This is a genomic window from Rhizobium viscosum (assembly GCF_014873945.1).
Taxonomy (GTDB): domain Bacteria; phylum Pseudomonadota; class Alphaproteobacteria; order Rhizobiales; family Rhizobiaceae; genus Rhizobium; species Rhizobium viscosum.
Map to the genome: position 1 here is coordinate 902,517 of NZ_JADBEC010000001.1, position 26,273 is coordinate 928,789.

The window sequence follows — 26,273 nt, forward strand, 5'->3', positions numbered from 1 at the left end:
CGGCTCTCCCTATTCCGCAGTATTGGAGATAAATCAGGGTCTGGAGCTTGGGAAGGCCGGAAGTGGCAAAGGCGTCAATTCGCCTCGCCTAACGTATGGAATACGAGGCCTTCTTCGCTCTCCTTGGCGCTCGACTTCACCTGGGCGATCTCGGCGCTGACGCGATTGATATCATCGATAACGAGACCTTCCGGCAGTTCGAGAACGCCAATCGAGCAGCGCATCAACGGGAAGAAGGCTTCCGCGCCGGCGCGATCGTGACCGTGGATACGGCCGGCAGCGCGGTCCTCATCCGAATAGAGATCGAGCACGTCATCGTGGAAATCGCTGATAAGACGATCGAGGATTTCCGTCAGTTCCTCCTTCGTCCAGCCGACGACGCCGATGAAGAAATCGTCGCCGCCGACATGGCCAAGGAAGTGACGCTCGGCAAAGAAATAGCGGCGCATCAGTGCGGCAAAGAGCGAGATCGCATGGTCGCCGAGATGAAAGCCGTAGGCATCGTTGAAGGGCTTGAAGTTATCGAAGTCGCAATAGCAGAAGTGGCGCACTTCATCGCCGTCGCGGCCGGAATGGCGCATGAAATCGCGGATGGCGCGGTTGCCCGGCAGGCCGGTCAGCGGATTCTGGTCCTGTGCTGTCTTCAGTTGCTTCTCATTGATGACCTTGATCAGCGAAGCGGCGGAGACGACGCCGGCATAGCGCATGTTGTCGGTGAGGATCAGGCAGTTGCTGCCTTCCATATTGGCGAAGATCACCATCAACTGATCAGCATCGCTGTCGAGGCCGACGATGGGCGCACGCTCGACGAAATGCGAGATAGTGCGCTCGTAGTCCTTGTTCTTCAGAAGGTCGCGGCCGAAGGGCTGATAGATGTATTCTTTTAGGTGATGCTCGTGAATGATGCCGCGCGGCTCGCCATTGGCATTGAGAACAGGGAAATAGGCCTGGCGCGGATTGCGGCGGAAGAGTTCGAAGACGGTATCGATCGCGTCGCTCTCATAGACGGTCGGCAGCATTTCGATCTGCTTGCGGATGAGGATCTCGTCGAGCGACTGGCTGTTGCCCTTGTTCTTGCCGAGTTCCTGCAGGTGCGGGAAGGCCGGCACGAGCTCCGAGATATGCGTCGACGGGCGCGAGATGAACCAACCCTGCACGAGATCGACGCCATAATCGCGACAGACGATGAATTCGGCTTCCGTCTCGATGCCCTCGGCGATCACCCGGGTGCCGAGCACGTGGGCCATGTTGACGATGCTCTTCAGCAGGTGGCGCTTGCGCGGGCTGCGGTCGATATCGGCGACGAAATGGCGATCGATCTTCAGGTAATCGACGGAATAGTCGCAGAGCAGCTTCATCTCGCCATGACCGACGCCGAAATCGTCGATCGCCAGCTTGAAGCCGGCCTTGCGCAGGCGCGAGACGAGATCGGCGAATTCGGGTACGCTGGTATTGTCGAAGCGCTCGGAGAATTCGAAGCAGACGGAGGACGGCGGGATATTCGCCGTTTTCAGCTGTAGCAGCAGGCTCTCGACAAGGCGATTGCCATGCGGGATGAGGCGAACGTCGAGATTGAGGAAAAGCGTGGCCGTCGCGAAGTTCGAGAGCGTCGCGAATTTGGCGAGCGCGCGGTTGGCGACCATCTGCTCAAGCTGCAGGAGCTGGCCGGTTTCATGGGCTTCGTCGAGAATTTCGATCGGCGTTTCGAAGCCGATACGCTCCTGCCCGCGCATGAGGGATTCATAACCGAAGACCGTACCGGTACCGGCTTCGACAATCGGCTGAAACGCATTTTCAACGACAAGTTTGGCGAGGGTAACGATCTGATCGCTGGCATAACGACGCACGACACCCGGTTCGACGCTGGCAGCCAAAGACATGCCAATCTCCACTGTGACCTTTTCTTTTTCGGCCGGACAATGGAGCAGAAGGGTCAACGAACCCTTTCCTCAATATGAAACTTTCATGAACACGCAACCGCTCATGCACGCCAAGCGCTTGTTAGATTTTTGATTTTACAATCAACAGCTTATTCAGGCCAAACGGCGATGCTCGGCTTCATGATCGGCGAACATATCGGCGACGCATTTGCCGCCTCCGGGTGCGCTTTCATCGGCCAGAACCTCGCTGCGATATTCACCCAGTTTGCGGGTGGCGTCCCACAGGCGCAGTGCTTCGCGCACGACTTCGCTGCTCGATGCATATCCACCTTGATCGACAGCATCGCGAATGCCGGCTGCCTGGAGCGGTGAGATGGAAACGGTGACCATCGGCATGGAATTCTCCTCCCATTCTATTTCGGCAGAGACTGCCTCGGGGGTCCATTTTCGGCTTCTCAAGGCGACAAACGCCAATGCCGAAGTGCCTCAGCACATGAGGCGGCTCTTCTGCGGAGCCGACCCTCAATCGTAGAATTTTAGTACCCCGTCATGTTCTTGTCAAAAGAGAAACGGCCGAATCGGATCACCGGCCCGCCTCTCTCCACAGTTTCAAGAGCGGATACCTAGGCCGAAGGCGAGCATTGTCCAGCCCTGAACGACAAGATCGACCGCTAGGAAGAGACCGAGGATCCACAGGCTGTTGACGGGCCAGCCAAGCGCGATCACGAAGCCTGCGAGAGCGGTAATCAGGCCGCTCGCAACGATCCAGCCCCAGCCCTTGAGCGGCCGCATCCGCATGCCGACAAAAAGGCGGAAAACACCGGCAATGAGCAGCGCTATGGCCAGAAACAGGGTCAAGGCAGCCGAGGTGAGGATGGGGTTAATGAAGGCGCAGACGCCCGCGAGCACATAAAGCACACCACTCAACGCCCAGAAGAGCACATGATCCCAACCGCGCACCTGGAAGGCGTGGATGAGATAGATGACACCGCCTGCCAGCATCAGCATGCCGACATAAAAGACCGAAGCGACGGTCGCCATCAGCAGGTTGCTGAGAGCGATGAGGCCGCAGATGAGAAGCAATACGCCGAGACCGACGAACCACACCCATTTCGACCGCAATGGGGATTCAGGCATTCCGTCGTAAATATTGGCCATTGGCGCACCTCCTGATTGCTGGAGATATGCTGCAGCAATTTATCGCGAAAAGAGGTGATCCGGATCAATCCGGCGAAAGATTTTTATTGATTGATCAGTCAATCAAAAATACGCTTCAATCCATTCTCGGGAGAACAGAGCTTGCCGAAGGTCGGAATGGAACCGGTGCGCCGCAAGGCGCTTGTGGATGCAGCGCTGCGGGTGATTGGCGATCACGGCTCGCTGACCGTCACCATGTCCGATATCGCCCGGCGAGCTGGGGTCTCGCCAGCTCTTGCCCACCACTACTTCGGCAGCAAGGAACAGCTGCTGATCGAGACGGTTCGTTTCCTTTTACGCCAGTTGCGCGACAACGCGGTGGCGGCACTGGGGCAAGCGATAACACCGCGGGAGCGGGTCTCGGCCATCATCCGCGTCAGCTTTAACGCCGACCAGTTCGCACCGCAGACGATTGCCGCCTGGCTTGCCTTCTATGCCGAGGCACAGCGATCCGAGGAGACACGGCGTTTCCTCGTCATCTACGCGCGGCGCCTGCGCTCCAACCTGCTTGCAGCCCTCAAGGCGCTTTGCCCTGATGATGCCGCAGAACGCATCGCCGAGGGCGCGGCCGCGATGATCGACGGGCTCTATATCCGGCAAAGTCTGAAATCGGCACCGATCGGCATTACAGCCTCGATCGCGCTGACGGAGGATTACGTGACGATGCAGCTTGCCCGCACCGGCAAATGAACGACACCATGACAACCAGCCAGGGACCAGCGACATGAAAGCCCAGCCGAAAGCATCGCACTTCATCGACGGGGAATATGTCGAGGATGACAGCGGCACCCTCATCGAAAGCATCTATCCGGCAACCGGCGAAGTGATCGCCCGGCTCCATGCCGCAACGCCTGCTATCGTCGAAAAAGCGATCGCGGCTGCCAAACGCGCGCAGCCGGAATGGGCGGCCATGAGCCCGATGGCGCGCGGGCGCATACTGAAGCGCGCGGCCGAGATCATGCGCGAGCGCAACCGCGAGCTTTCGGAGCTGGAGACGCTCGATACCGGCAAGCCGATCCAGGAAACCGTTGTCGCCGACCCGACCTCGGGCGCCGATGCCTTCGAATTCTTCGGCGGCGTAGCGCCCGCGGGGCTGAATGGCTCGCATATCCCGCTCGGCCAGGACTTTGCCTATACGAAACGCGTGCCGCTCGGCGTCTGCGTCGGCATCGGTGCCTGGAACTATCCGCAGCAGATCGCCTGCTGGAAGGGTGCGCCAGCGCTGGTTGCCGGCAATGCCATGATCTTCAAGCCCTCGGAAACCACGCCGCTCGGCGCACTTGCCATTGCCGAGATCCTGCATGAGGCCGGCCTGCCGAAGGGGCTCTACAACGTCATCCAAGGCGACCGGGATACCGGACCGCTGCTCGTCAACCATCCCGATGTCGCCAAGGTTTCGTTGACCGGGTCGGTTCCAACCGGGCGCAAGGTGGCTGCCGCGGCCGCGGGCCAGCTCAAGCATGTGACGATGGAGCTTGGCGGCAAGTCGCCGCTGATCGTCTTCGACGATGCCGATCTCGACAGCGCCGTCGGTGGCGCGATGCTCGGCAATTTCTATTCCACGGGTCAGGTCTGCTCCAACGGCACGCGTGTCTTCGTGCAGAAGAAGATCAAGGGCGAATTCCTGAAGCGGCTGAAGACGCGCACCGAAGCAATCCTCATCGGCGACCCGATGGACGAGGCCACACAGCTTGGTCCAATGGTCTCTTGGGCGCAGCGCGAGAAGGTGCTCGCCTATATCGAGAAGGGCAAGGCCGAGGGTGCCACGCTGGTGACCGGAGGCGGCATTCCGAACCATGTGACGGGCGAAGGCTATTACGTGCAGCCGACCGTCTTTGCCGATGTGACCGATGGCATGACGATTGCCCGCGAAGAAATCTTCGGCCCCGTCATGTGCGTGCTCGATTTCGATGACGAATCCGAAGTCATCAAGCGCGCCAACACGACGGAATTCGGCCTTTCGGGGGGCGTCTTCACCGCCGATTTGACTCGCGCGCACCGCGTCGTCGACCAGCTGGAAGCCGGCACGCTCTGGATCAATACCTACAATCTCTGCCCGGTGGAAATTCCCTTCGGGGGATCGAAGCAATCGGGCTTCGGACGGGAGAATTCGCTGGCCGCACTCGAGCACTATAGCGAGCTGAAGACGGTTTATGTCGGCATGGGGCCGGTCGCCTCGCCGTACTGAGCCCATCCAAAATCGACGCATCCGTTGCACACGACAATCCAAAGGGAACAGCATGCAACAGGCAGATTTCGTCATCGTAGGCTCCGGCTCGGCAGGCTCGGCACTGGCCTACCGGCTTTCGGAAGACGGCAAGAACACGGTCATCGTCATCGAGGCTGGCGGCTCGGATTTCGGGCCGTTCATCCAGATGCCGGCGGCCCTTGCCTGGCCGATGAGCATGAAGCGTTATAACTGGGGCTATCTTTCCGAGCCCGAGCCGAACCTCAACAACCGGCGCATCACCGCGCCGCGCGGCAAGGTGATCGGCGGTTCCTCCTCCATCAATGGCATGGTCTACGTGCGCGGGCACGCGGAAGACTACAACCGATGGGAAGAACTGGGCGCGAATGGCTGGGCCTATGCGGACGTGCTGCCCTATTTCAAGCGCATGGAACATTCGAAAGGCGGGGAAGAAGGCTGGCGCGGCACGGACGGGCCGCTGCATGTGCAGCGCGGCGTGGTGAAGAACCCACTGTTTCACGCCTTCATCGATGCCGGAAAACAGGCCGGCTTCGAGACGACCGAGGATTATAACGGCTCGAAACAGGAAGGCTTCGGGCTGATGGAACAGACCATCCATCGCGGCCGGCGCTGGTCGGCGGCGAGCGCCTATCTGAAGCCGGCGCTGAAGCGGCCGAACGTCGAACTCGTCAAGGGCTTTGCGCGCAGGATCATCATCGAGAACGGCCGCGCGACCGGCGTCGAGATCGAGCGCGGCGGCGCAACCGAGATCGTCAAGGCCAATCGCGAGGTGATCGTCTCGGCCTCCGCCTTCAACTCGCCGAAGCTCTTGATGCTGTCAGGCATCGGCCCCGGCGGGCATCTACAGGACATGGGCATCGAGGTAAACGTCGACCGGCCGGGCGTCGGCGCCAATCTGCAGGACCATATGGAATTCTATTTCCAGCAGATCTCGACGAAGCCGGTGTCGCTCTATTCCTGGCTGCCATGGTTCTGGCAGGGGGTTGCCGGTACGCAATGGCTGCTTTCCAAGGGCGGCCTCGGCGCTTCCAACCAGTTCGAGGCCTGCGCCTTCCTGCGTTCCGCGCCGGGGCTGAAGCAGCCGGATATCCAGTATCATTTCCTGCCGGTCGCCATCAGCTATGACGGCAAGGCGGCGGCCAATACACACGGCTTCCAGGTGCATGTCGGCTACAATCTGTCGAAATCACGGGGCAACGTCACGCTGCGCTCCGCCGATCCAAAGGCCGATCCGGTGCTGCGCTTCAACTATATGAGCCATGCCGAGGACTGGGAGAAGTTCCGCCACTGCGTGCGCCTGACGCGCGAGATCTTCGGCCAGAAGGCTTTCGACCATTATCGCGGTCCGGAAATCCAGCCGGGCGAGAAGGTTCAGACGGACGATGAGATCGACGCCTTCCTGCGCGAACACCTGGAAAGCGCTTACCACCCCTGCGGCACTTGCCGGATGGGGCCGAAGGACGACCCGATGGCGGTGGTCGATCCCGACACGCGGGTGATCGGCGTGGACGGCTTGCGCGTCGCAGACAGCTCGATCTTCCCGCATGTCACCTATGGCAATCTGAATGGTCCGTCGATCATGACGGGCGAGAAGGCCGCAGATCATATTCTCGGCAAACAGCTGATGGCACGATCCAATCAGGAGCCGTGGATCAATCCGCGCGCGGCGGTGAGCGACCGGTAGTCAGTGGTAGTCGTCTTCGCGGTGGTGACGGACGGCGAGCACGATGACGGTCGCTTTGAAAAGGATGACATACCCAGCCGAGCCGAATGGTAAAAAAAACTAGAGCGGGATGCCAGAAAGTTTGCGCGGTTTTCGGCATCCCGCTCTTATCTTTTTGATTGAGAGACGGGTTCAGATTTCAGGTCGATTCGACCTGAAATCATCCGGCTTCAGGCCGCGCGAGATACCTTTCGGCCTTGCTCTCTCTGCGTTCGCATCTGGAACTGGGCCAGCAATTCGGAAAGACGACCGCTTTCTTCCGCGAGACCTGCTCCGGCGGCGTTCATCTCTTCGACCATCGCGGCGTTCTGCTGCGTGACCTGATCCATATGGTTCACGGATGTATTGATTTCGGAAAGACCGGATGCCTGTTCCTTGGCGGCAACTGCGATCGCTTCCATATGCTGGTTTATCGCCACAACCAGTTGCGCGATTTCCTTCAAACCGTCGCCGGTATTGTTGACCAGAGTAACACCCTGATTGACCGCAGCCTCGGAGTTGCCGATCAGCGTCTTGATTTCCTTGGCCGCATGGGCAGAACGCTGGGCAAGCTCACGAACTTCCTGAGCCACAACCGCAAAGCCCTTACCGGCTTCGCCCGCCCGGGCTGCCTCGACACCGGCGTTCAGCGCAAGAAGGTTGGTCTGGAACGCGATCTCATCGATGACACCGATGATGTTGCTGATCTGGCTGGATGCGGTTTCGATCTTCTGCATGGCATCGACAGCGTTCGATACCACTTCCCGGGAGGTTTCCGCACGAGCGCTCGCATGACGGACCATCTCGCGTGCTTCGCTGGCGCGTTCCGATGTCTGCTTGACGTTGGTCGTGACTTGCTCCAGCGCGGCCGCCGTTTCTTCCAGCGACGCAGCCTGCTGTTCGGTGCGCTTGGAAAGCTGGTCCGAGGCGGTCGAAATTTCGCCGCTGCCGCTGCGAACGCTGCGCGCAGTATGGCTCACACTTTCAAGCGTAGTACGCAACTGGCGCACGGAATCGTTGAAGTCGTGGCGAAGCGTCTCGAATTGTTCGCTGAAGACCTCGTCGATTTCGCACAACATATCGCCGGAGGCGAGACGCTTGAGACCGTCGGCAAGTCCCGATGTCGCCTGCGTCAAACGCTCTTCCGCCTCGCGTTCCACCTTTTGCTGGAGGGCGATACGCTCGATCTCGGACGCCTGGCGCGAACGCTCCGCTTCTGCTTCCAGGTTCTTGTTGTGAAGCGCGGCCTGCTTGAACACTTCGACCGCGCGGGCCATCTCGCCGATCTCGTCCGTTCTGTTGGCGCCAGAGACGACAACCGAAAGGTCCCCGCTTGCCAGCTTGCGCATGACCGCCGTCAGCATGCTAATCGGATTGGCGACACGAAAAACTACCATCATGATTCCGGCGATCGACAGAGCAAATGTAAGGAGTGTGGCGACACCATAAATAATGATCGACTGCGTTGCGGCGGAAACATTTTCAGACGTTGCGTTCGTCATCTCCGTCAGCGCCGCTGCTGCGATGTCTGCGAGCGAAGCCTGCGCCGGGCCTGCAGGTTTGCGCCATTCGTCGACGGCGATGTTCATCGGCTGACTGGCCTGGAAAGATTTGATCGCTGCTACCCGCTGATCCGCAAAGGGTCCGGCAAAGTAGGTCGTCTGCGCGGTGTCGTACAATTTCACGAGCGGCGCAGGCGTTGCCGGGCTGCGTACTATCTGCGTGATGACACTCCATGCAAAATTGACCTTCGCATCCAGGAGAGCGATTTCCGCAAGCTTGCCGGCAGGCAAAGCTTCTTTGGCGATAATCGCACCCACAAATGTCGAGTTTGCCGATCCGGCATTAGTGCGGGCCGACCATGCAAGCGAGCGAAGCTGCGTGAACATCATCATTCCGGGCTCGCGCGCATTGATGGCAGCCTCGACGTCGTTGGCGGCCTTTTCGAGGTCGCCCAGCATCTTATCCGCCAGTGGCAGAACCTGTGCGGCCAAGGCGGGGTCACGATTAGCGACCGGCATTTTCAGAGCCGCGTCGATCTGCTGACGGAAGGACATCCATTGACTGTACCCCTGAAGGACAGGGGAAAGCGAGGTCCGCAGCACGGTCGAATCGCTGTCGTCATTCAAGTCTTTGATCGCTGCAAACGCGGGATCGACACTCTTTCGCCCCGCTTCGAGGTTGACCAGGCTGGATTGCGTTTCAGAGGGCTCGAGTTTGATGGCCGACGAAATAGCACCGCGCTCGCCGCGCAATCCGAGCAGTGCATCGAACAGCCTCGCGTCGAGTTGAGTGAGCTCCGAAAGCCGTGTGGAATTCTGATAGACGCGAACTTCCTGCTGCAGCATGCTGCCGACAAGTCCAATGACTGCAAGACTTAATCCCACAAAAGCTAGAACCAAAGTGTGCTTGATCGAAATTTTCACTTTAATTACCCCAAAAGATAGCAATCACGGCCTGATTTATGCTTCGTCGAAGCTCAACAAATGCTTCCTGCAGCAACCGAATTGCCTACCCGAAACCCGTTGCGTTCAAAGATATTATGAGCTTGTGCGAAAACGATAAAAATTGAATTAAACGCTTGCAGGTTACAATATGACTGGCTTGCAGCTCTCGGTTTTTTCGCCAGATGCCATGCGCAGGGACCGACGCAACTTTAGACCGACGATCGTCAGTGTGCGAATGGACACTGAGCCCCACGTCTTGCACTCTTTGGCGAATCAGTCATGCGTGCCTAACTGAGACTAGCGCTACTTTGGCGAATCGAGGGTTAATCAACCAATAGGTGGGAAGGCATGTCCTCTAAGGAGGACGGGCCATGGATTGGGATGGTGCCTGACGGAATGGTTGAGGCCATTTGTCGATCTGCCTGGTCACAAGAAACGGCGGATGCTCGTCGGCGCCGTTTCGGCAGGGGCTGCCCGCCGACGGCGCAGTTGAGCGACATCAGGCGGACGGCCACGTCAGAGAAAACCAATCCACCTGCCGGCGACGACAGCGGCGATCCATATCATCGCCGAAAGAGCCGCGGAGAACCGCATGGCGGGACGGACGATGCCGATCGTGATTGCGGTTCGCCAGCCCTGCCCGGCATGAACCACCAGCACATTGAGGATACCGAAAGCGATTAGTCCGAGCTTGGCGAGGAAGGCGGGATTGGCGGCATACTCACCCGGGCGGACGCTGAAGAGGCAGAAGCCGGTCAGCAAAGCCAGGGCGAGGCCGACGCCGGCCGAGCGGGACAGGAATGGCGCGATGACTTCCAATGGCACCTTCTCGAACAAACCTGCAAGCCTGAGATCAAGCGGCAGGATAGCGCCCACCAGAAGGCCGATTGCCAGGATATGGGCGGCATTGACGAACATGTAAAGTGTCGCGGAGCGCCGAAGCTCGACCGCGAGCGTGGTGGCAGCCAGCCATTCGAGAAGCTCCATGACGACTTCAGTTCGTCTGGATGCGTTCCGGATAGATATCGTAGCGCTTTTCACCAATGGTGATGCGCACCGCCTTCAGCCGCTTCTCTGTACGGTCCTGCGAACGGTTTCCGAGCGCTATGACCTGATCGCCAGGCTTTGCGACACCTTCCACGAAACCGGCGCGTTCCGTCTGGCGCGGATTGCCAAGCTCGACGCGCCAGACACCGTCATCAACGGTTGCAACATCGAGCGTCGGATGCGGCCCGCCCATCGAGATCTGCTGGATGGTGCCGCGAAGCTCGATCTGGTCCGCTTCCGCCCATGACCAGCCGTGATGGGCCGCAGCACCGGTTGCGACTGTAGCCGACAGCAGGACAGCCGCCAGCGCTCTCTTTCCCGAAAGTCCAAACATGATGTTTCTCCCTACCCGAATGCACGGGCAGGTGGAGCATGGACGGCGGAAAGGAAGGCATTTCACCAAATCTTGAAGAAAGGGGTGGTCCTGCGCCGGCAAACAGGTTTAGGAAGAGATCATATTCAACATCTCCCCCGGCATGCCAGTGTTGTACCGCAAGTCCAGACTCCTCCGCCGATCCCGCGTCCTGTGGGGTTCCTTTTCGCTCTGGCGGCCGCGGCTGATCTTCTGGTGCGGGGCGCTCGCGATCGGCATTATCAGCGTCGGCTTCGCCAAACTTGCCGATCTCGCGCAGAAAGCCTTTTCGGCCACGACCGCTTCGGGCGAATGGAGCTTTCTGCTGCCGCTGGTCATCACCCCTCTCGGTTTCATGCTGTCGGCCTATCTTGCGATAACGCTCTTCCCGAACTCGCAGGGCAGCGGCATTCCGCAGGCGATAGCAGCGCGGCACCTGCGCGAGGAGGACGACCGGACGCGCCTTCTGTCGCTACGGCTGGCTTTCGGCAAGATCGTGCTGACCGTGCTTGGGCTCTTCAGTGGCGCATCGATCGGCCGCGAGGGGCCAACGGTGCAGGTCGGAGCCTCCATCATGCTGGCCGTCGCCCGGTTCGGCGGCATGGCGCAGGCACGAGGGCTGATCCTTGCCGGCTCCGCGGCGGGTATTGCCGCTGCCTTCAACACGCCGCTCGCCGGCATCGTCTTTGCGATAGAAGAGATGAGCAGGACCTATGAATCGCGTGCAAACGGGCTGGTACTGACTGCAGTCATTCTCTCGGGTCTGGCCGCGCTCGGGCTTGCCGGCAGCTACAACTATTTTGGCACGACCTCCGTCGCGCCTGCGACGATGCGAGACTGGGAACTGGTCCTCATTTGCGGGATCGGCGGTGGCGTGCTTGGAGCGGCCTTCAGCGGGATGGCGCTTCACATCGGGCAGCATGTCCGCCGCTGGGCGCATTCGCAGCCGTTGCGGCGCATGTTGATGCTGGCGACGGCCTGCGGTCTTGCCGTTGCCGTGATCGGCGTCATTTCCGGCGGTGCGACCTTTGGCACCGGGTACGAACAGGCAAAGGGCGCTGTCGAGGGCCAGGTCTTACCTCCGCTCTTTTTCGTCGAAAAGTTGCTGGCGAGCTTTCTTTCGATGCTCTCCGGCATCCCGGGCGGCATCTTCGCGCCGTCGCTCGCGGTCGGCGCCGGCTTCGGCAGCACCGTCGGATATCTGATGGGAAGCGGTATCGCGCTTGCGGCCATTCTCGGCATGGCAGGCTATTTCTCCGGCGTCGTGCAGGCGCCGATGACGGCCTTCGTCATCATTCTGGAAATGACGGGAGATCATCAGGCCGTCATACCGATCATGGCTGTTTCGATGATCGGTTATGTCACCTCGCGCATTCTGTCTCGCGAGCCGCTCTATCACGGCCTGTCGCGGGTCTTCATTGCCGCGGCGATCCGGGCGCGGCGCGCGAAGGAAGTGGCGGAAGGCTGATCAGGCAAGCAGCCGGGTAACTTCCGCACCGCGCTTGGTGCCGACAGCATCGGCAATCGTCGTCGAGAACAGCACCTTGCGGGTGGCGTCCGCTACCTTGGCGAAGACGTGGCGAATTTGGCACGTCTGCTCTCCGTCACAATCATCGCACTTGCGGTAGGCGGTGATCGACAGGCAGGGCAGCGGCGCGATCGGGCCATCGATGATACGCAGGATTTCCCCGAAGGTGATGCTGTGGGCCGGCTTCAGCAGCAGGTATCCGCCCTGCTTGCCGCGGCGGCTGACGACGATGCCGTGATGTTTGAGGTCGAGCAGGATCTGTTCCAGAAACTTCTTCGGGATCTTTTGCTGCACGGCAATGTCGGAGATCATGACCGGCTCGTCAGCCGCAGCTTCCGCCAGAACCGTCAGCGCCCGCAGCGCATATTTTGCCTTTTGCGTAATCATCTCGGACCGTCGACACACACAGAGCGGTGTCGAATCCCGACATCGCCAAAAAAGCTAACTGCCTCTATCGCACGGCCAGCATGAACGGAATTTGAACGCACTGGAAAAAGCCTTGAGAGACAAGTATTTTGGCCCCGTTTTTCACCCTCGGCCAACAGCTGATAATCTATGTCAAAAGAGGGCAATTTTCATCATTCCTGCCATCAATTCAAATTTCCAATTGACAGGCGCCGTGTAACACTACTATTTCTATAGACATTAAGTTCGAGGCGTCCTTTCTGCGCCGGCGGCTGCTTTTCTGCATTGCGGCAGGATGGGAGAGATATTTGCTCCGCTAAGCAGTCCTTTCGAAATCCCTTTTTCTGTCCGATCCGCCCTTCAGCTGTAATACTCCGGCCAATATCAAGGACAGGATCCCCCATGACTGTTATCAATCCGATCGAAGAAGCCGAGGCTTTGGCTGACAAGCTTTCGGGTCTCGACCTTGCTGGCCGGCTTTCGTTTGTCGCCGGCCTTGGCGGGCGTGTGGTCTTCACCACTTCGCTCGGCATCGAGGACCAGGTCATATCAGCCGAAATCGGCACGCATCGCCTGCCGATCGATGTCGTTACGCTGCAGACGGGCCGGCTTTTCCCCCAAACGCTTGCGCTTATCGACGAGACCGAGAGCCAGTACGACATTCACATCACCCGCTATGAACCGGAGCAGGCCGACATCGACGCTTACGCGGCGAAATACGGCATGAACGGTTTCTACGAGAGCGTCGAAGCCAGGCATGCCTGTTGTGGCGTGCGCAAGCTGAAGCCGCTTGCGCGGGCGCTGGCAGGCGCGACGATCTGGATTACCGGCCTGCGCCGCGGCCAATCGGCCAATCGCGCCGAGACGCCCTTTGCCGAATATGACGCAGAGCGACACCTCTTGAAGGTCAACCCGCTCGCCGATTGGGACATCGACAGGATCAAGGCCTTCGTCGCCGACAACGGTGTGCCGATAAACCCGCTGCATGCCCGCGGCTATCCCTCGATCGGCTGCGAGCCTTGCACCCGCGCCATCAAGCCCGGTGAGCCCGAACGTGCCGGCCGCTGGTGGTGGGAACAGGACGAAAAGCGCGAATGCGGTCTGCATGTCGCCGAAGAGGCGGTGTCGATCGCCGTGCAGCAATAAGAAGTCTGGAGTATTTTATGCCCGATACCCGTCAGGATACGGAACTGACCAATCCGCAGAGCGCCAAGCCGCCGCTCGACCCGCATCTGAAAGCCCTGGAAAACGAAGCGATCCACATCTTCCGCGAAGTTGCTGCCGAATTCGAGCGTCCCGTGATGCTCTATTCGATCGGCAAGGATTCCTCCGTTCTGCTGCATCTTGCCCGCAAGGCCTTCTATCCCGGCCGCGTGCCCTTCCCGCTGCTGCACGTCAACACTGGCTGGAAGTTCGCGGAGATGATCACCTTCCGCAACGAGATTGTGAAGAAATACGATCTCGACCTGATCGAGTACATCAATCCACGCGGGGCGGCTGAAAATATCACGCCCTTCACCTTTGGCTCTGCCCGCTATACCGACATCATGAAGACGGAAGCGCTGCGCAATGCGCTGGATGCCGGCCAGTACGACGCAGCCTTCGGCGGCGCGCGGCGCGATGAGGAAGCTTCCCGCGCCAAGGAACGCATCTATTCCTTCCGCACGCCCGATCATCGCTGGGATCCGCGTAACCAGCGCCCGGAACTCTGGAATGTCTATAACGGCCAGATCCGCAAGGGAGAGAGCGTGCGCGTTTTCCCGCTATCGAACTGGACCGAGGTCGACATCTGGCGCTACATCCAGGCCGAGGAAATTCCGATCGTGCCGCTCTATTTCGCGGCCAAGCGCCCTTATGTCGAGCGCGACGGCATGATGATAGCGGCCTCCGATCCGCGCCTGGAGCTGCTGCCCGGCGAAACCAAGCAGGAAGACTTCATCCGCTTCCGCACGCTCGGCTGCTTCCCGCTGACGGGCGCGATCCGCTCGACCGCTACTACCCTTGAAGACATTATCGCGGAGCTGGAGATCGCCACGGTTTCCGAGCGCCAGGGCCGCGCCATCGACCGCGACCAGTCCGGCTCCATGGAAAAGAAGAAGCGTGAAGGATATTTCTGAGATGAGTGCAGCAATTCCCGCAAACGTCGTCGCCGTGCCCGCCGCCGAGCCTCTGAAGGCCGTGCGCGACTCGCGCCCGTTGCGCCTCATCACCTGCGGCAGCGTCGATGACGGCAAGTCTACCCTGATCGGCCGCCTGCTCTGGGACACCAAGGCAGTCAAGGAAGACCAGGCAGCAGCGCTTCGCCGCGATTCCACCGGCAAGCAGAACGATCTCGGCCTGCCCGATTTCGCGCTGTTGCTCGACGGCCTGCAGGCCGAGCGCGAACAGGGCATCACCATCGATGTCGCCTATCGCTATTTCTCGACCGACAAGCGCTCCTTCATCGTCGCCGACACACCCGGCCACGAGCAGTATACCCGCAACATGGCGACCGGCGCTTCGACCGCCGATCTTGCCGTATTGCTGGTCGATGCCCGCGCCGGCATTCTCGAGCAGACGCGCCGCCATGCGACGATCGCCTCCTTGCTCGGCATCAAGCAGTTCGTACTCGCCGTCAACAAGATCGACCTGACGAACTATGACCGTGCCGGCTTCGACAAGATCACCCACGAGTTCAAGGAATTTGCGCTGTCGCTTGGCGTCAAGCAGATCACCGCGATCCCGATGTCGGCATTGAAGGGCGAGAACGTCGTCTATTCCGGCCAGGCAGCCATGCCGTGGTATAACGGCCCGACGCTGGTCGAGACGCTGGAACACGCAACCGTGCGCTCCGGCCAGTCGACCGGCTTCCGCCTCTCGGTACAGCGCGTCTCGCGCCCCGGCGAAAGCTTTCGCGGCTATCAGGGCACGGTTGCCGGCGGTTCGGTGAAGCCTGGTGACAGCGTCATGATCCTGCCGTCGGGCATGGTCGCCAATGTGACCAAGATCGTCACCTTCGATCTGGTGCGCAATGCGGCCGTTGCCGGTGACGCGATCACGCTCGTTCTCGACCGTCAGGTGGATGTGGCACGCGGCGACATGATCGTCTCGATCGACAGCCAGCCGCAGACCGGTCTTTCCTTCGACGCACAGGTCGTTGCCCTGCAGCCTGAAGGCATTGAAGCCGGCAAGCGCTACTGGCTGAAGAGCGGCTCGCGCCGCCAGCGTGTCCAGGTCGAACCCGTCAGCCAGCTGGAACTGAAGAGCGGCACCTGGAACTCGGCTCAGCGGCTCTACATGAACGCCATCGGCAAGGTGCGCCTGGTTTTCGACGAAGCCGCGATCTTCGATCCCTATGAACAGAACCGGGCCACCGGCTCCTTCATCCTGATCGACCCGGAGACCAACAACACGATCGCCGGCGGCATGGTGACCGGGAAGCGCGCCGACGTCAGCGGCCTTCATGGCAATGATGCCCGCGTGATCCTGTCGCTTCCGGCCGATCTCGCCGAGCAGATCATGGCAAGCGAGTTGTTCGCCAAGCGCAGCCACGAAGCGGAGGTGCGCCGCATGACGGCATCGGAAGCGGCCGAACTCTGGTCGAGCGCGGCAAGCGATATCTAAGAAAAAAGGGGCCGATCGGCCCCTTTTTTATTGCTTCGGCATCGAGCGTGTCGACCCGCGCTCGATGATCGAGAAGCCGAGATCGACCCTCTGCTCTTCCGGCGGCTCCTCGCGGATGGCGCGCAGCAGCATATCGGCGGCGCGGCGGCCGAGGTCATGACGCGGAACATGCACCGTCGTCAGGGATGGCGAGGTAAACTGCGCGAACTCCAGATCGTTGAAGCCGCAGATACCGAAATCATCCGGCACCTTGATGCCGCGTTCATTGCACTCGATCAGAGCGCCAAGAGCGAGATCGTCGTTTTGCGCGAGGATCGCATCGAGATCAGGCATCCGCTCCAGCAACTCGGTGAACAGTCGCCGTCCGAGACCGATGCTCGTGGAGCCGTCGACGCCGTGCATCAGCGATGGATTGCCGAGGCCGGCCTGGCGCATCGCCTCCTCATGTCCCGCACGACTACGGCGCGAGCGAATGTCGCTTATCCCGCCGATGAAACCAATCCGCTTGTATCCTTTCGACAGGAGGAAACGGGTGGCGGCTGTCGCGGCCACATGATGCGACATGCCGACAAGCAGCGTTTCCGGCGGCTGGCTGAGATCGGCAACATGGGCGACCGGAAAGGCGGCTGCATCCATCAGCATCGCAAGGCCGTCATAATATTCCGCGTTCACGAGGATGATCCCGGCCGGCTTCTGCGCCAGGAAGGATTTGAACTGGCTGATTTCCTGATCAGCGTCGTTGAGGGTGTTGGCATATTGCACGCGCAGATCCGTAGCGCGCAACCGCTCCTCGATGCCCATCATCACGCCGGTAAAGCAGGGGTGGTGAAGCGAGGGCGTTATGACGCCGACGATGCCGCTGTGACGGCCGGCAAGCGCGCGAGCCGCAAGATTGGGGATGTAACCCATTTCGTCGACAGTGCGCAGGATGACCTCGCGCAGCTCTTCTGAGACGATTTCGGGGTTGCGAAGCGCGCGCGAGATGGTGATCGGACTGACCCCTACCCTCTTTGCGACGTCGCTCAGCTTCACATGGGAACCGCGCTTCTTTTCCCGCCCCGGCTTCACTGAATCCCTCATCGCTTCCCGCATGCCACCGCGAGCCCCGCCTCCCGTCGATTCGCAGCCTTCCCTTTCTGAAGAAAAATTAATTTAGAGTCTACTAACATTTTAAAGTCCATCTCAACCGAAACGCGAAAAAACATGAACAAATATCGCAAATGTTTCGGTTTAATACGTCGCTTGCAGGCTGATGGATCACGGAAAAGTGGAATATATTTCACTATTCTGGCGCCTCGCGAGGCAGGCAACACGAGCGCCGGGATAATTTCGGCAATGCTTGGCCAGTCAAGATTAAATTATAGTAATGTGTTACGATACCGTAATATAAACATGATCAATGTTTAATTTGTAAATCCCGCAGAACGGATCATATAGGTATCAAGCGCCAATTCTTACCGATCATAGTATTCGCCAAATCATACAGGCGAAATATAAGTAATCAACGGTAAAAGCTGGTGGAAATACTCGTTGACGCCAAGGTCCATGGCATGGAACCAAGACGCCATTCAATGCCAACGCTCTCGCAAGGGACTTCCACTATGTCAAACATTCTTCGCAAGCACCGGGCCGCAGCACTTGTCGGAGCGGCCATCGTTCTCGGCGCGGCCTCCCTGCCGTTTGCCCTTTCCTCTTCCTCGACGGCTCTTGCCGCGCCGGCTGAGGCAGGGGGCGCTCTTACCTCCAGCGGCTCCTTTGCTGCCGTCGTCGATGCCGACAAGCCGGCCGTTGTAACCATCACCACCACGATGAAGGCCACCAATGCCAGTGCAGACGGTTCGCCGATGGACGAGCAGTTCCGGCAATTCTTCGAACAGCAGGGTATTCCACTACCGCATCAGGCACCGCAGCAGCAACAGCCGCAGCAGCATGCCATGGCGCTCGGCTCCGGTTTCGTCATCAGCCCCGACGGCGTGATCGTTACCAACAACCACGTCATCGACAACGCCATCGACATCAAGGTCACGCTCGACGACGGTACCGAACTGCCGGCCAAGCTGCTCGGCGCCGATCCCAAGTCCGACCTCGCCGTTCTGAAGGTCCAGGCTCCGCATCCGCTTGCCACCGTCGCCTGGGGCGATTCCGACAAGCTGAAGCTCGGCGACCAGATCCTTGCCATCGGCAATCCGTTCGGCATCGGCACCACGGTAACGGCGGGCATCGTCTCTGCCCGCGGCCGCGACCTGCATAGCGGCCCCTATGACGATTTCATCCAGATCGATGCGCCGATCAACCATGGCAATTCCGGCGGCCCGCTGGTCGATCGTGACGGCAATGTCGTCGGCATCAATACCGCCATCTATTCGCCGAACGGCGGCAGCGTCGGCGTCGGCTTCGCCATTCCTTCATCTGAAGCAAAGACGATCGTTGCCAAGCTGCAGAAGGACGGTTCGATCGATCACGGCTATCTCGGCGTGCAGATCCAGCCGGTCACGCAGGATGTCGCCGATGCCGTCGGTCTCTCCAAGGCTGAAGGCGCGCTGGTTGCCGCCGTTACCAACGGGACGCCTGCTGCCCATGCCGGCGTCAAGACGGGTGACATCGTAACCGCCGTCGGCAGTGAAAATGTCAAGACACCGAAGGACCTGTCGCGCCTCGTTGCCGACCTGTCGCCGGGTGCGAAGGAAACGCTGGCCGTCTGGCGTGACGGCAAGACGGTCGATCTCAACGTGACCGTCGGCGGCAATGAAGACACGCAGAAGCAGGCCGCCGTCGAAAGCAGCGATGATCCGGGCCAGGCTGCCGGTCAGCCGAGCCTCGGCATCGGCCTTGCTGACCTGACGCCTGATATCCGCCAGCAGCTGAACCTGCCCCACAGCGTTGCGGGCGCCGTCGTTGCCAACGTCAACCCGGACAAGTCAGCCGCTGCTGCCGGCATCCAGCCCGGTGACGTGATCGTCTCAGTCAACGACAAGCCGGTGCACGATGCCCGTGATGTCAAGACCGCCGTTGCCGACGCCGGCAAATCTGGCCGCAAGTCGGTGCTGCTCCTGATCGAACGCGGCGGCAACAAGACCTTCGTGGCCGTGCCCTTCGCCGCCGCTTGAGGGGCACCCACGTGAGCGCTGCGCCCGGACCCGCTCCGGGCGCAGTTGTTTCTAATCAAGCATCAACTTGAGATCGGCTGCCAGTCTTTGGACGGCAGCTGCTTCCGCTTGCGAGATACCGAAGAGAATGCCGGGGGCAGATGTGCCGATAAAGAAACCCGACATCGGCATCAGACCATATCCTGATGTATTCATTTTCGCGACAAACGCCCGGTCATCCACCGTCCCATCGCGGAACCAGGCCGCAAGCTGCAGTCCGCCGTTGCCGCCCGAAACGGTAAGTTTTCCTCCAAAATGGCTCTCCAGCATCTCTACCGTCCGGGCCATGCGCTCAGCATATTGCTGGTTCATGCGCCGCAGATAGGCGCGCAGACGGCCCTCGTTGATGAAATCGGCAAGTGCCGCCTGGATATGGGTGGAGACGGCCACTCCCCTGCGGTGCAACGCCTCGGAAGCCTCTGACACCAGCCAGCGCGGTACAACGGCATAGGCAACACGCAGGCCGGGTGCCAGCACCTTCGAGAAGGTACCGACATAGGCAACGGCCTCCGCCCTGTCGATGCCCTGCAAGGCGGCAATCGGTCGCGAGCCATATTGAAAATCGCTGTCGTAATCATCCTCGACGATAAGGCTCTCGTGACGGCCCGCAGCCTCGAGCAGCGCCAGCCGGCGCGGCAGACTGAGCGTGGCGCCGGTCGGGTATTGATGGGATGGCGTCACATAGATCAGCGCCGGCTGCGGGCCTTCCGCCTTCGATACGTCGATGCCCTGCTCATCGCAGGGGACAGGCACGATGTCGGCGCCGGCATCGCCGAGCAGCAGGCGGGCAGCGGGGTAGCCAGGATCCTCCATCCACGCGGTCTTGCGCCCGCTCCTTCGCAGCATTGACCTCGCCAGCATGTCGATCGCTGCGCGCGTGGAGGGCATGATCATGATCTGCTCCGGCTCGGCGACCACGCTGCGCGTCGCAGAAATATGCTCAAGGATGGCTTCACGCAGCTCGCGGATACCAGTCGGGTTCTCATAGCCGAGCTGATGGGTGCGCAGCGAGCGGCTGCGTGCGGCAAGATGACGGCTCCAGGCGGCATGCGGGAAATCCGATACATCGGGCACGCCGGGCCGGAACAGGCCACGATAGGAAGGCCGGTCCGATCTTTTTTCCTCAACGGGAGCACGCTCGTCCCTTTGGTGCTCGGGCCGCATTCGTTCAAGCGCGGCAACCCGCGTCGCTGCACCCGCAGACGCCTCGATATAACCTTCGGATCTTAGGCGGTCATAGGCCTCTACCGCCGTTGAGCGTGCAACACCGAGGGAAGCCGCAAAGGCACGGGTCGATGGCAGCTTATGGCCGGCCGGAAGCTGGCCAAGCAGGATACGATCGCGCAGGCTTCGATAGATTTGCCCGGTCAGGTCACCGCCGTTTCGATCGAGGCTCAACCATGTGGGTGCCGATGTCATGCGTCAACTGGTCTGCCAGAAAGTTCAAAACTGGACTTTTACTCCAGTCCATTTGCAAGGCAAGAGCAGTCGGAGTTCAATGCATAAATTCAATGGAATGACGGATATGACAAAAGATCTTGCCGACTGGAAGGGTGTTGCCCGCCCCGCCCGCGCCCCGATTGAAGGCCGCTACACCCGACTGGAACCGCTGGACGCCGCAAAGCACGGCGCCGATCTGCTCCGTTCGGCGCAGCAGCCGGGCGCGGAGGATCGCTTCCGCTATCTCTTCGAAGTAGCGCCGGCTGATATGGCAGCCTTCACGCCCTGGCTGGAAAAGTCCGTCGCAAGCGAAGACCCGCTGTTCTTTGCCGTGATCGACAAGGCGACGGGACGCGCCGAAGGCCGGCAGGGGCTGATGCGGATCGACACCGCCAATGGCGTGATCGAGATCGGCAATATTCTCTGGGGACCTGAGATCGCCCGCAAGCGGGTGGCGACCGAAGCGCTCTATCTCTGCGCCGCTTATGTCTTCGACACGCTCGGCTACCGGCGCTTCGAATGGAAGTGCAACAATCTCAACGAACCGTCCAAGCGCGCAGCACAGCGCTTCGGCTTCGCCTTCGAAGGCGTTTTCCGTCAGCACATGGTGCAGAAGGGCCGCAACCGCGACACTGCCTGGTTTGCCATGACCGACAGCGACTGGCCGAAGCTGAAGGCCGGCTATGAGGCATGGCTGGCGCCTGAAAACTTCGATGCCGAGGGACAGCAAAAAAGCAAGCTCAGCTTCTAACGTGGCTCTGGCGGCGGCAATTAAAAAGCCGTCGCCCCGATGACAATAACTTCATTGCTACCAATATGTTCAGGGGTCCCAATTGAGGTTAAGGATTGGGCCTTTCATGCAAAGCACGAAGTTGTTCTGTCAGGAGCTCATATGACCAGTTCGTCCGAGTATACGCCCCCCAAGATCTGGACCTGGGATAAGGAAAACGGCGGCCAGTTCGCCAGCATCAACCGCCCTATTGCCGGGCCGACCCGTGAGAAGGAACTGCCGGTCGGCCGGCACCCGCTGCAGCTCTATTCGCTTGGAACGCCGAATGGCGTGAAAGTGACGATCATGCTGGAAGAGCTGCTGGCGCTTGGCCATAGCGGCGCGGAATACGATGCCTGGCTGATCAGGATCGGCGATGGCAACCAGTTCGGCAGCGGTTTCGTCGAGGTCAACCCGAACTCCAAGATCCCGGCGCTAATGGACCGCAGTGGCGAAAAGCCTGTTCGTATCTTCGAATCCGGCGCGATCCTCACCTACCTTGCGGAAAAATTCGGCGCCTTCCTGCCGACCGATCCGGCCAAGCGCGCTGAATGTTTCTCCTGGCTCCTCTGGCAGGTCGGCAGCGCGCCCTATCTCGGCGGCGGCTTCGGCCATTTCTATGCCTATGCGCCGACGAAGATCGAATATGCGATCAACCGTTTCGCCATGGAGACCAAGCGCCAGCTCGACGTGCTCGACCGGCGTCTCGCCGAAAGCGAATATATCGCCGGCGACGAGTTCACCATCGCCGACATGGCGATCTGGCCCTGGTATGGCGGCCTCGTGAAGGGCTGGATGTACGGTGATTCTGCCGAATTCCTGCAAGTGCAGGAATACAAGAACATGAAGCGCTGGGCCGATCTGATCGGCGACCGGCCCGCCGTCAAGCGCGGCCGCATGGTCAATCGCGTCAGCGGCGAGCCCTCCAGCCAGCTTCACGAACGCCATGACGCCAGCGACTTCGAAACGAAGACGCAGGACAAGCTGCAGGCCGCCGGCTAACCTGTTCGGACCGGCGCGCGCGCCTTAGCGCGCGCCTGCCCCTGCCGAAAAAACGGCGTGAGGCCAGGATCGCATTTTTCCCACTAAAAATTACGGGTTTTTAAGCGAACTGTACCGAATCCGGCAAAAGTGCCCTCGCCTCATTCTTCCAGTCTTGCTGAAATGCCCAAGCTCTCCTGCCACCTTTCGGAGAGCTTTCCCCATCTACCCCGCCGAAAGCCACCGGCGGGGCTTTTTATTTCAGGCATCCGGGAAGTGGGAAAACTTCTCACCTGCGCCAGAGCGGACTGGCGTCGACGGTCATGGGCAGAGCTTTGGGTGAAACAGCGCTTAGCGCCACTTCGGCTGAGGCGTCGGAGCATTCGCCTGGATCTCGTGGAGTGGCGCCCGATGGCCCAGGAGCTTCTTCAGCTTCTTCTCCTCGGCCGGGCCTATTCCGAATTTTCGGCAATGCTCCGTGATATCCTGATCTTTCGGGCCGGGAATTCGAACTTGTCGATTGTTCATCTTCTTCATTGATGCTTCCTCCTCCGAAGGAAACCAGCTTAGCGTCTATTTGTTCGTTAGCAATGTCTAAAATTTAACGTTTTGGCTATTTCAAATTGGTGGGCGGAGGAAGAAACAGAGTCTGTCGGGCCTCGGTGAATACCGGCGCCGGTGAGGTCTGCCTTGCTCATCCTGATGCCGGCGCACCGGGGCAGTCACTAGACCAGAATGCTCTCGAGTTTGTATTCAAGCCCCATATGCGCGCAGTATTTTTGCACGACGCTTCTCCTTGTCGGCGCATCAGTCCGGGAGCGGTCAAGTGTTCGTGATGGCTCTCGCATCCGTCTAAGGGAGCGACATTTTGCGTTCAGGCGCTTTGCCACGGGAAGGTGACCAAGATGAGCAGATTTCAGACACTGATAATAGGCGTGGCGTTGATCTGGCTGACCACTCTAGTCTCAGCCTGCACGACGCACCAAACTTCAAATCGTGCCGATTTCCAGTATCAGCCCAGGACTTCGGTGAATCCTGCCTGTAGCCAGGGCTTCAGGCCGACCAACGCGCTGTCCTGCAGCTATTGAAGATAGCGGTCAAGCCGGGTCGCGAAGTCGAACGCCGGGGCCGTTGCATTCACCACCGGCCGAGCCGGGTGGAAGAAGTGACCATTCATTGCCTTGAATTTTCACACAGCGATACCACAAAAGAAAAAAGCCCGCTTTCGCGGGCTTTTCGGCTGGTCGGAGTGGAGTGATTCGAACACTCGACCCCCACGTCCCGAACGTGGTGCGCTACCAGACTGCGCTACACTCCGTGACCAGCGGCGCCTCTATAGACCGGCCTATCATGTTGCGCAAGCGCCAAAATTCAAAAAGGCATGGGAATTTTTGACAGGCTCGTGACAGGACCTTTCAGCCGGCCATGCAGCAAAAAGCCACACCCTCGGCAAATTCTTCACAAGCGCCGAACAGGCAATTTTCTTTTGCCGGGTTACACGCTAAAGGGCTTGACGGGACAGGCGAAACCGTCGCGAAGGCAGCTTCGCAGCCACTGGCTAGATATCAGGGACGACACGATGAAACTCCGCACCATGACCGGGGCCGCCGCGCTTGCGATTGCGCTTGCCGGATGCACCACCATACCTTCTGCCGGCAACCCGATCGAGGCACGCTGGGTCGGCCAGTCGGCCGGCAAGTTCTTTGCCGCTTACGGCCCGCCGCTCAGCGACCGCGACGAAGGCTCGTCGACGATCTACACCTGGAAGGGCGGTTACAAGACGGTGCGCGTACCCGCAAAATATGCCGAAGGTGCTGACGGTAAGCGCGGCAAGCAGATTGCGAGCGCCCGCACGCTCTACCTGCGCTGCCAGGCCGAAATCACCACCAATTCCGACTATACGATCCGTGACATTCGTACCGTTACCGATATCCCCGGTGTGAACGGTCCTTCCTACTGCGCCGAATTCCTGGCGCCGGAACAGAAGTAAGTTCGACTGCTTGAGTTTTGTATGACTTGCGCCCGCCGGTGAAAATCGGCGGGTTCTCTTTGTCGTGGCGGCGAGAAGTGTGAAAGCCTCGTGAGGCTTGACAGCAGGGATATTCGATTACCTGGATTGTGGCTGGGGCGCCTGGATTCGAACCAGGGGATGGCGGTACCAAAAACCGCTGCCTTACCGCTTGGCTACGCCCCACCAGAGCTGAAGCGAATGCCGCTTCGCCAAAACGTGGCCTGATTAGCAAAGGTCGGACTGCGCCACAATCACTAAGTTCACTGCGACGTCATATTTGTATGCGCGGCCATGCCGGCATGGTAGGACTTAAAGCATAGACACCGCCAATGGAGATACCGTTGAGCCAATATCGCGCCCGTCCGCCGGCGCTTGCGACGCTGATCCTCGATGATGCCGTCGTGCGTATCACCCAGTGGGATTTCGAGCCGGGTGCCGATACCGGCGTTCATACGCATGGGTTTGGCTATGTGGTCGTGCCGATGACCGATTGCCAGTTCCTGATCGAGGATGCAGAGGGAGGCAGGCGGGTGGATGTCGCTAAAGGGGCTGCCTATCGCCGCGAGGCCGGCACGGAGCACAATGTCGTCAATGCGGGCGAGCAGCCCATGTCCTTCATCGAGATCGAATATAAATAGACATGTCCGGCGCGAACTTCGATCTTTTCTTCGATCCGGCTTACGGGCGGGCGGTTCCAATCACAGCCGGCATCCAGCGCCTGACGGCGAATAATCCGAGCCCTTTCACCTTCCGCGGCACCAACAGTTATATCGTCGGCGGCGCATCGGTCGCTGTCATCGATCCCGGGCCGGAGGACGAGGCGCATTTCGAAGCGCTGATGGCAGCGCTTTCCGGCCGCCAGGTGACACATATTTTCGTCAGCCACACCCATCGGGACCACTCGCCGCTTGCAAAACGGCTGAAGGAAAAAACGGGAGCACTGACGGTTGGCGAAGGACCGCACCGCCCCTCGCGGCCGCTGCGCGAAGGCGAGATCAATCCCTTTGCCGAAAGCTCGGATACGGATTTCGTGCCCGATGTCTCTATTCGTGACGGGCAGACGATTTCGGGCGATGGCTGGGCTCTGACGGGGATTCTGACGCCTGGTCACACTGCCAATCACGCGGCCTTCGCGCTTGAGGGCAGCAGCATCCTGTTTTCGGCCGACCATGTGATGGCTTGGGCAACGACGATCGTGGCGCCGCCGGATGGCTCCATGGCGGACTATATGGCCTCGCTCGACAAGCTGATCGCCCGTGACGACAAGCTGCTGCTGCCCGGCCATGGAGGGCCGGTGACTTCGCCTGCGCCTTTCCTGCGCGGGTTGAAGACACACCGGCGCCTGCGGGAGCGCTCCATCATCGAGCGCATCCGGGCGGGGGACAGCACCATCCCCAAGATGGTCGAGGTGATCTACCGCGATACCGATAAGCGGCTGCATGGTGCGGCGGCCCTTTCGGTGCTGGCGCATATCGAGGAACTGATGGAGCGCGGCAAGGTAACAGCCGACAGGCCGCCTTCCCTCGTTGCGCATTATCGGCTGGCAGGAGGCTGAG

General features: G+C 60.0%; 23 protein-coding genes, 2 tRNA genes and 1 pseudogene. 13 read left to right on the forward strand and 13 right to left on the reverse strand.

Annotated features, from left to right (window positions below):
- Positions 1-74 precede the first annotated feature (74 nt).
- The 3 genes from H4W29_RS04600 to H4W29_RS04610 all read right to left on the reverse strand — a co-directional run bounded on the left by H4W29_RS04600 (position 75) and on the right by H4W29_RS04610 (position 3,038).
- Positions 75-1,880 carry a GGDEF domain-containing protein gene (locus H4W29_RS04600; RefSeq protein ID WP_210332142.1) on the reverse strand — a complete coding sequence of 602 codons (1,806 nt, stop codon included), beginning with the start codon at positions 1,878-1,880 and terminating at the stop codon, positions 75-77.
- A 153-nt stretch (positions 1,881-2,033) separates the two neighbouring features.
- Entirely contained in the window at positions 2,034-2,276 is a 243-nt protein-coding gene (locus H4W29_RS04605; protein WP_192727880.1) for a ribbon-helix-helix domain-containing protein, read from the reverse strand.
- A gap of 213 nt (positions 2,277-2,489) precedes the next feature.
- Positions 2,490-3,038: an HdeD family acid-resistance protein gene (locus H4W29_RS04610; RefSeq protein WP_192727881.1), complete on the reverse strand. Its 549-nt coding sequence runs from the start codon at positions 3,036-3,038 to the stop codon at positions 2,490-2,492.
- Between the two features lie 141 nt (positions 3,039-3,179).
- Here H4W29_RS04610 and betI point away from each other — a divergent pair, with 141 nt between their 5' ends.
- The 3 genes from betI to betA are packed head-to-tail and all read left to right on the forward strand — an operon-like array spanning position 3,180 to position 6,970.
- Entirely contained in the window at positions 3,180-3,767 is a 588-nt protein-coding gene (gene betI / locus H4W29_RS04615; RefSeq protein WP_192727882.1) for a transcriptional regulator BetI, read from the forward strand.
- A gap of 34 nt (positions 3,768-3,801) precedes the next feature.
- Complete coding sequence (gene betB / locus H4W29_RS04620; protein WP_192727883.1) at positions 3,802-5,265, forward strand: betaine-aldehyde dehydrogenase; 1,464 nt, start codon at positions 3,802-3,804, stop codon at positions 5,263-5,265.
- A gap of 52 nt (positions 5,266-5,317) precedes the next feature.
- Positions 5,318-6,970 (forward strand): choline dehydrogenase, encoded by a 1,653-nt coding sequence (gene betA, locus H4W29_RS04625; protein WP_192727884.1) that lies wholly within the window; start codon positions 5,318-5,320, stop codon positions 6,968-6,970.
- Here betA and H4W29_RS34285 read toward each other — a convergent pair.
- From H4W29_RS34285 to H4W29_RS04640, 4 genes and pseudogenes are all read right to left on the reverse strand, one after another.
- Positions 6,971-7,060, reverse strand: a pseudogene (locus tag H4W29_RS34285) (type II toxin-antitoxin system RelE/ParE family toxin); the annotation flags it as partial. It abuts the gene before it with no gap.
- A 119-nt stretch (positions 7,061-7,179) separates the two neighbouring features.
- Positions 7,180-9,336, reverse strand: a complete 2,157-nt coding sequence (locus H4W29_RS04630) for a methyl-accepting chemotaxis protein (protein ID WP_246517123.1) — start codon at positions 9,334-9,336, stop codon at positions 7,180-7,182.
- Between the two features lie 615 nt (positions 9,337-9,951).
- Entirely contained in the window at positions 9,952-10,422 is a 471-nt protein-coding gene (locus tag H4W29_RS04635) for a DUF6644 family protein (RefSeq protein WP_192727886.1), read from the reverse strand.
- Between the two features lie 7 nt (positions 10,423-10,429).
- On the reverse strand, positions 10,430-10,816 hold the full coding sequence (locus H4W29_RS04640) for a DUF6152 family protein (protein ID WP_192727887.1): 387 nt from the start codon (positions 10,814-10,816) through the stop codon (positions 10,430-10,432).
- Positions 10,817-10,958: 142 nt separating this feature from the next.
- Between H4W29_RS04640 and H4W29_RS04645 the strand changes: the two genes are divergently transcribed.
- Positions 10,959-12,302, forward strand: a complete 1,344-nt coding sequence (locus H4W29_RS04645; RefSeq protein WP_192727888.1) for a chloride channel protein — start codon at positions 10,959-10,961, stop codon at positions 12,300-12,302.
- On the opposite strand, the gene H4W29_RS04650 is transcribed toward H4W29_RS04645, so the two are convergent.
- Complete coding sequence (locus H4W29_RS04650) at positions 12,303-12,749, reverse strand: RrF2 family transcriptional regulator (RefSeq protein ID WP_007818882.1); 447 nt, start codon at positions 12,747-12,749, stop codon at positions 12,303-12,305. It lies immediately after the preceding gene.
- Between the two features lie 420 nt (positions 12,750-13,169).
- Between H4W29_RS04650 and H4W29_RS04655 the strand changes: the two genes are divergently transcribed.
- The 3 genes from H4W29_RS04655 to cysN are packed head-to-tail and all read left to right on the forward strand — an operon-like array spanning position 13,170 to position 16,370.
- On the forward strand, positions 13,170-13,913 hold the full coding sequence (locus tag H4W29_RS04655; protein ID WP_192727889.1) for a phosphoadenylyl-sulfate reductase: 744 nt from the start codon (positions 13,170-13,172) through the stop codon (positions 13,911-13,913).
- 17 nt (positions 13,914-13,930) lie between these two features.
- Positions 13,931-14,884, forward strand: a complete 954-nt coding sequence (gene cysD / locus H4W29_RS04660) for a sulfate adenylyltransferase subunit CysD (protein ID WP_192727890.1) — start codon at positions 13,931-13,933, stop codon at positions 14,882-14,884.
- Between the two features lies 1 nt (position 14,885).
- Positions 14,886-16,370, forward strand: a complete 1,485-nt coding sequence (gene cysN / locus H4W29_RS04665) for a sulfate adenylyltransferase subunit CysN (RefSeq protein WP_112543003.1) — start codon at positions 14,886-14,888, stop codon at positions 16,368-16,370.
- Positions 16,371-16,397: 27 nt separating this feature from the next.
- Here cysN and H4W29_RS04670 read toward each other — a convergent pair whose 3' ends face one another.
- Positions 16,398-17,450, reverse strand: a complete 1,053-nt coding sequence (locus H4W29_RS04670) for a LacI family DNA-binding transcriptional regulator (RefSeq protein ID WP_113015054.1) — start codon at positions 17,448-17,450, stop codon at positions 16,398-16,400.
- 521 nt (positions 17,451-17,971) lie between these two features.
- On the opposite strand from H4W29_RS04670, the gene H4W29_RS04675 reads away from it, so the two are divergent.
- Positions 17,972-19,477 (forward strand): DegQ family serine endoprotease, encoded by a 1,506-nt coding sequence (locus H4W29_RS04675; protein WP_192727891.1) that lies wholly within the window; start codon positions 17,972-17,974, stop codon positions 19,475-19,477.
- Between the two features lie 51 nt (positions 19,478-19,528).
- Here the strand turns inward: H4W29_RS04675 and pdxR are convergent, their stop codons facing one another.
- Positions 19,529-20,935: a MocR-like pyridoxine biosynthesis transcription factor PdxR gene (gene pdxR / locus H4W29_RS04680; RefSeq protein ID WP_192727892.1), complete on the reverse strand. Its 1,407-nt coding sequence runs from the start codon at positions 20,933-20,935 to the stop codon at positions 19,529-19,531.
- A 106-nt stretch (positions 20,936-21,041) separates the two neighbouring features.
- Between pdxR and H4W29_RS04685 the strand changes: the two genes are divergently transcribed.
- Positions 21,042-21,707, forward strand: a complete 666-nt coding sequence (locus H4W29_RS04685; protein WP_192727893.1) for a GNAT family N-acetyltransferase — start codon at positions 21,042-21,044, stop codon at positions 21,705-21,707.
- A gap of 141 nt (positions 21,708-21,848) precedes the next feature.
- Positions 21,849-22,727 carry a glutathione-dependent disulfide-bond oxidoreductase gene (gene yghU / locus H4W29_RS04690; protein ID WP_192727894.1) on the forward strand — a complete coding sequence of 293 codons (879 nt, stop codon included), beginning with the start codon at positions 21,849-21,851 and terminating at the stop codon, positions 22,725-22,727.
- 330 nt (positions 22,728-23,057) lie between these two features.
- Here the strand turns inward: yghU and H4W29_RS04695 are convergent, their stop codons facing one another.
- The gene (locus H4W29_RS04695) at positions 23,058-23,243 is read right to left on the reverse strand and encodes a hypothetical protein (RefSeq protein ID WP_192727895.1); all 186 of its coding nucleotides are present in this window, start codon (positions 23,241-23,243) and stop codon (positions 23,058-23,060) included.
- Between the two features lie 704 nt (positions 23,244-23,947).
- Positions 23,948-24,024 (reverse strand) — tRNA-Pro (locus tag H4W29_RS04700).
- Between the two features lie 261 nt (positions 24,025-24,285).
- On the opposite strand from H4W29_RS04700, the gene H4W29_RS04705 reads away from it, so the two are divergent.
- A complete protein-coding gene (locus tag H4W29_RS04705; RefSeq protein WP_183745036.1) occupies positions 24,286-24,696 on the forward strand; it encodes a hypothetical protein in 411 nt (136 codons plus the stop codon).
- A gap of 129 nt (positions 24,697-24,825) precedes the next feature.
- On the opposite strand, the gene H4W29_RS04710 is transcribed toward H4W29_RS04705, so the two are convergent.
- Positions 24,826-24,900: transfer RNA gene (locus H4W29_RS04710), tRNA-Gln, on the reverse strand.
- A 158-nt stretch (positions 24,901-25,058) separates the two neighbouring features.
- Between H4W29_RS04710 and H4W29_RS04715 the strand changes: the two genes are divergently transcribed.
- Together H4W29_RS04715 and H4W29_RS04720 are read left to right on the forward strand one after the other, a co-directional pair.
- Entirely contained in the window at positions 25,059-25,355 is a 297-nt protein-coding gene (locus H4W29_RS04715; RefSeq protein ID WP_192727896.1) for a cupin domain-containing protein, read from the forward strand.
- A gap of 2 nt (positions 25,356-25,357) precedes the next feature.
- The gene (locus H4W29_RS04720) at positions 25,358-26,272 is read left to right on the forward strand and encodes an MBL fold metallo-hydrolase (RefSeq protein ID WP_192727897.1); all 915 of its coding nucleotides are present in this window, start codon (positions 25,358-25,360) and stop codon (positions 26,270-26,272) included.
- The last annotated feature ends 1 nt before the right edge of the window (position 26,273 follow it).

Coding starts and splice junctions, on each gene's coding strand:
- H4W29_RS04655 (WP_192727889.1), top strand. CDS start 13,170: ATGACTGTTATCAATCCGATCGAAGAAGCCGAGGCTTTGGCTGACAAG.
- H4W29_RS04610 (WP_192727881.1), bottom strand. CDS start 3,038: ATGGCCAATATTTACGACGGAATGCCTGAATCCCCATTGCGGTCGAAA.
- H4W29_RS04630 (WP_246517123.1), bottom strand. CDS start 9,336: ATGCTGCAGCAGGAAGTTCGCGTCTATCAGAATTCCACACGGCTTTCG.
- cysN (WP_112543003.1), top strand. CDS start 14,886: ATGAGTGCAGCAATTCCCGCAAACGTCGTCGCCGTGCCCGCCGCCGAG.
- cysD (WP_192727890.1), top strand. CDS start 13,931: ATGCCCGATACCCGTCAGGATACGGAACTGACCAATCCGCAGAGCGCC.
- betB (WP_192727883.1), top strand. CDS start 3,802: ATGAAAGCCCAGCCGAAAGCATCGCACTTCATCGACGGGGAATATGTC.
- H4W29_RS04605 (WP_192727880.1), bottom strand. CDS start 2,276: ATGCCGATGGTCACCGTTTCCATCTCACCGCTCCAGGCAGCCGGCATT.
- H4W29_RS04705 (WP_183745036.1), top strand. CDS start 24,286: ATGAAACTCCGCACCATGACCGGGGCCGCCGCGCTTGCGATTGCGCTT.
- H4W29_RS04720 (WP_192727897.1), top strand. CDS start 25,358: ATGTCCGGCGCGAACTTCGATCTTTTCTTCGATCCGGCTTACGGGCGG.
- betA (WP_192727884.1), top strand. CDS start 5,318: ATGCAACAGGCAGATTTCGTCATCGTAGGCTCCGGCTCGGCAGGCTCG.
- H4W29_RS04650 (WP_007818882.1), bottom strand. CDS start 12,749: ATGATTACGCAAAAGGCAAAATATGCGCTGCGGGCGCTGACGGTTCTG.
- H4W29_RS04635 (WP_192727886.1), bottom strand. CDS start 10,422: ATGGAGCTTCTCGAATGGCTGGCTGCCACCACGCTCGCGGTCGAGCTT.
- H4W29_RS04640 (WP_192727887.1), bottom strand. CDS start 10,816: ATGTTTGGACTTTCGGGAAAGAGAGCGCTGGCGGCTGTCCTGCTGTCG.
- yghU (WP_192727894.1), top strand. CDS start 21,849: ATGACCAGTTCGTCCGAGTATACGCCCCCCAAGATCTGGACCTGGGAT.
- H4W29_RS04645 (WP_192727888.1), top strand. CDS start 10,959: ATGCCAGTGTTGTACCGCAAGTCCAGACTCCTCCGCCGATCCCGCGTC.
- H4W29_RS04670 (WP_113015054.1), bottom strand. CDS start 17,450: ATGAGGGATTCAGTGAAGCCGGGGCGGGAAAAGAAGCGCGGTTCCCAT.
- H4W29_RS04600 (WP_210332142.1), bottom strand. CDS start 1,880: ATGTCTTTGGCTGCCAGCGTCGAACCGGGTGTCGTGCGTCGTTATGCC.
- H4W29_RS04675 (WP_192727891.1), top strand. CDS start 17,972: ATGTCAAACATTCTTCGCAAGCACCGGGCCGCAGCACTTGTCGGAGCG.
- pdxR (WP_192727892.1), bottom strand. CDS start 20,935: ATGACATCGGCACCCACATGGTTGAGCCTCGATCGAAACGGCGGTGAC.
- H4W29_RS04685 (WP_192727893.1), top strand. CDS start 21,042: ATGACAAAAGATCTTGCCGACTGGAAGGGTGTTGCCCGCCCCGCCCGC.
- H4W29_RS04695 (WP_192727895.1), bottom strand. CDS start 23,243: ATGAAGAAGATGAACAATCGACAAGTTCGAATTCCCGGCCCGAAAGAT.